A 3,827-nucleotide genomic window follows, 5' to 3' on the forward strand; every position below is an offset into this window, starting at 1 on the left:
CGGCTGGAAGATGGCCTCGAAGCGGGCGCGGTTATCCGCCTCCTCCGCCAGCGCTTTCGCCGGGTCGAAGGGCAGGACCTTGATCGTGTCGCGGGCCGGATAGCCCTCGGGCAGCGCCACCGCCGGGTCGGCGGGGATGTAGCCCTGGGCGGCCGCCAGTTCCTGGCCAGAGCGGGAAAGGAGGAAGTCGACGAATGCCCGGGCGGCATCCGGGTTCTTCGTGGTCTTCAGGATCGCCACCGGCTCGGTCACCGCCGACACGCCCTCCTCAGGAAACACGAACGACACCGGGGCACCTTTGGCCTTTTCCCGGATCGGCATGAAGTCGACGATCATGCCGAACAGCTTCTCGCCACCCGCCACCGCCTTCAGCACCCCGCCATTCGCACCCTCGGCCAGGGCACCATTCGCCTTGAGCTGCTCGTAATAGCCCCAGCCGTCCGCGAGGTTGCCGGTGAGGGTCACGGTATGGATCAGGGCGGCACCCGAGGCCAGCGGGCTCGGCATCGCGACCAGGCCCTTGGCCTCCGGCCGGGTCAGGTCCGCCCAGGAGGTTGGCACGAACGGTGCCGCGTCGTTGTAGACGATCCCGGTGGTGATCAGCTTGGTCGCGAACCAGAACTTCGCCGGGTCGTGCAGCCCGTCCGGATAAGCCGACAGGTCGGCATCCTCATGGGCCAGCAGCACGTCGTCGCGCTTGAGCCCCTCCATCGTCACCGAATCGGCGATCAGCAGCACGTCGGCCTGGGGTGCTCCGGCCTCGAGCTCGGCGCGCAGCTTGGCCATGATCTTGGGCGTGCCGTCGCGCACGAAGCTGACCTCGATGTCCGGGTGCTCTGCCCGAAACGCGTCGATCGTGCCCTGCGCATCGGTCTGCGGCTGGCTCGTGTAGAGGACGAGGCTGCCTTCAGCGGCCCAGGCGGGGGCGGCCAGGACGGGGGCGGCAGCCAGGCCGGCGGCCAGGGCGAGCGCGGCGAGCGATCGGTTCATCAGGCGGTCTTCCGAAGGAGGGGCCGGCACCTGTCGGGCCCGACAGGTGCCGGCCAGATAGGTGCTTCCCGTGACAGGCGGGTGACGGTCAGCGGCCGATCAGCTCGGCGTTCACCTTCAGCATCAGCGCCACCAGCCCGCCCTCGCCCACCAACATGGCGGCCTCGTCCAGGGAATACCAGCGTCGCTCGCGCTGGCCCTTCTCCGGCCAGTCGTCCAGCACTTCCTCGACATCCATCCGATAGACCTCGATCTCGCAGGTGACGACCCGGCCGGACGGCAGGTGCTTGGGCGAGAGATAGGTGCCGAGCGGCTTGGTCCAGACCTCGCCGATCAGCCCGGCCTCCTCGAACGCCTCGATCGCCCCCACCTCGGCGCCCGTCCTGCCCTTCTCCGGATTGCCCTTGGGAATGATCCAGCGCCTGGTGCCACGCGAGGTGATCAGCAGCACGTCGGCCGAGCTGCCGCGCACCCTCAGCGCAAGCACGCCGTACTGGAGCCGGGGTGCTGGCTGCGCCTTCTTCTTCAGTGCCAGCTTCTTCGATGCCGGCTTCTTCGGCGTGGGCTCCTTCGCGACCGCCTTCTTCACCGTCGCCTTTCCGGCCGATGGCTTCTTCGCCACCGGCTGCTCGACAGCCGGCTGCTTGCCCGCAGCCTGCTCGGCCGGCCGCAGCGGCGCCGGATTGGGGAGCCCGGCAGGCTGGGCACCCTCCTGGGCCGCGTGCCCTTTCTTCGACACCTTGCTCAACGGCCCTGCGATGATTGCGGCAACTGCTCCATGGGACCGTTTAGCCGAAACGGCCGCCACAATTGAAGCCTAATGGTCTAGACGACCGGATCCTTATGCTCAGGCGTACCCCTTGATGCCACGCTGCTTGGCGGCGGCCGCCACGCGCGCGGCCTGCTCGGGCAGGCCCAGCCGCCGATAGACATGCTCGAGCTTGGGGTAGAGCGGCTGGCGGTCCGGCGTGCTGCCGCGTACCTGCTCCAGGAGCTGCTGGGCCGCCACCAGCCGGTCGGTGCGGATCAGCGCGTCCAGCATCACCTGCTCGAACAGGCCGCGCTGGGCGTGGCTGCCGCCGATCTCCTGGAGGCGCGGCATGGCCTCCCCCAGCCGCCGCACCGCCGTCTCGCCGTCGCCTCGGGCATGGGCCAGCAGGCCCTCGCAGGCGGGCAGCGCCACCTCCTGCCAGGCCGGTCGCGTCCAGGCCGGGCAGGTCCGGGCGTGGCGGCGGATGGAGGCCAGCATCGCGTCCGCCTCCGACCGGCCGGCGCGGCCAAGGCCATAGAGATACTGCATGCTGAGGAACGGGCTGACATGGTCGTCCACCCGGCGCGCCAGATACTCACCGAGCTCCACCCAGCGATCGCCGACATCGACGCCCACCAGCTCCAGCCTGGCCAGCAGCGAGACCGCACCGATCTGGTCCTGGGAATAGCTCTTCCACACGCCCCAGATGTTCTGGTCGTAGAAGGACAGGATCCGGTCGGTGCCGCCCCGGTCGATCAGCACCAGGGCGAAGTGCCACCAGGCATGGGTGAACATGAAGGAGTTCAGGTTCGTCCAGGTGTCCTTGACGTCCTCCAGGAACGCATGGGCCTGCCCGGTCTGGCCGCGGGTCAGGAACACATGGGCCAGGGCATGGTGCGCCCAGGGCTCCTTGCGCCGGATATCGATCGCCAGCCTGGCGCTGCGCTCGGCCTCGTCCAGGAGATGGCTCTGCTCGCAGGCGAAGGCCACCAGCCCATGGGTCCAGGGCAGCTCCACGTTGGCCCGTTCGATCTTGTGCGCGACCCGGAGCATGCCGGGCGCATCGCCCCGGTTGAAATGGTGGTACTGGCAGGCCTTGGCGATCGCCAGCTCGCGGGGATAGTGGTCCAGGAGCTCCTCGCTCACCCGGATCGAGCGCGGCAGGTCGCCCTCCACCCAGGCACCCACCGCGTCCACCACCATCCGCTCGCGTTCTGTGGCAAGGCCGGCCGAAGCCTTGGCCCGGTCCAGATAGGGTCGGGCCTTCAGCGGCGCGTCCGCCCGCTCCATGAACATGCAGAGCATCGCCGCATAGGCGTTGGCGAGCGCACAGTCCGGATCGGCATTCGCCGCCTCCTGGACCACCGCCGCCCCGTTCTCATAGGCCAGGAAGCTCTGGATGAACCCGTCGATCCCGGCCACGGTCGCGGCACTCGATGCGGTCACCTCCTGGTCGCGCCAGTCCAGCAGCATCCGCCCTCCTCCCGCCAGCTAGGACGTCAGCACCGGCACCACGCGTCCGGATGCGGCACTCTTCAGCATGGCTAGGGCCACGGCAAGCGAGCGCAGCCCGTCTTGGCCGGTGCAGGCGGCCTCGCCTTTGCCCTGCGCCGCCGCCACCACGCTCTTCACCATGCGCACGTAAAGGTCCTCGTGCTGCAGCGGGATCTCGCGCAGGCCGTCCGCGTCGCGCAGATGCACGGTGCCCTCCGGCGACTGGCCCATATTGTCCCTTGCATAGAGCGAGCCCCTGGTCCCGTGGATCTCGATCGAGCCCTGGTTGAACGGCGTGTTGAACACGTTATGGATGTGGCCGAGCGTGCCCCCGGCGGTGCGGAAGATCGCGAGTGCGGTGTCCTCGATCCGCTCGGTGCCCATGCCGCTGTTCTTGCTCATGGCGCTGATCTCGACGATCTCGTCGCCGGTGAGGAAGCGCACGATGTCCGCGTCGTGCACCGCCAGGTCCATGATGGCACCCGCGCCTGCGGCGGGGTCGTTGATCCGCCAGGTCTGCAGATGGGCCGGCAGCAGCGCGCCATGAACCACCCGGATCACCACGAGCTCGCCCAGCCGCCCGGAGCGGACG

At 69.1% G+C, this 3,827-nt stretch carries 4 protein-coding genes; all 4 read right to left on the reverse strand.

Translation table 11 applies throughout. The features are described from left to right. Positions 1 to 990 (reverse strand): ABC transporter substrate-binding protein (locus EQG76_RS11620; protein WP_159713521.1); only part of this gene is annotated, 990 nt, incomplete at its 3' end. 88 nt (positions 991 to 1,078) lie between these two features. Continuing rightward, positions 1,079 to 1,729 carry an NUDIX hydrolase gene (locus EQG76_RS11625; RefSeq protein WP_235031324.1) on the reverse strand — a complete coding sequence of 217 codons (651 nt, stop codon included), beginning with the start codon at positions 1,727 to 1,729 and terminating at the stop codon, positions 1,079 to 1,081. 108 nt (positions 1,730 to 1,837) lie between these two features. Then, on the reverse strand, positions 1,838 to 3,214 hold the full coding sequence (locus EQG76_RS11630; protein ID WP_159713523.1) for a tetratricopeptide repeat protein: 1,377 nt from the start codon (positions 3,212 to 3,214) through the stop codon (positions 1,838 to 1,840). Between the two features lie 18 nt (positions 3,215 to 3,232). Beyond that, positions 3,233 to 3,827: Gfo/Idh/MocA family protein (locus EQG76_RS11635; protein ID WP_200840751.1), on the reverse strand; the 595-nt coding region annotated here is incomplete at its 5' end.

The sequence above is a fragment of the Geminicoccus flavidas genome, from assembly GCF_009806515.1.
In the GTDB taxonomy this organism is placed as follows: domain Bacteria; phylum Pseudomonadota; class Alphaproteobacteria; order Geminicoccales; family Geminicoccaceae; genus Geminicoccus; species Geminicoccus flavidus.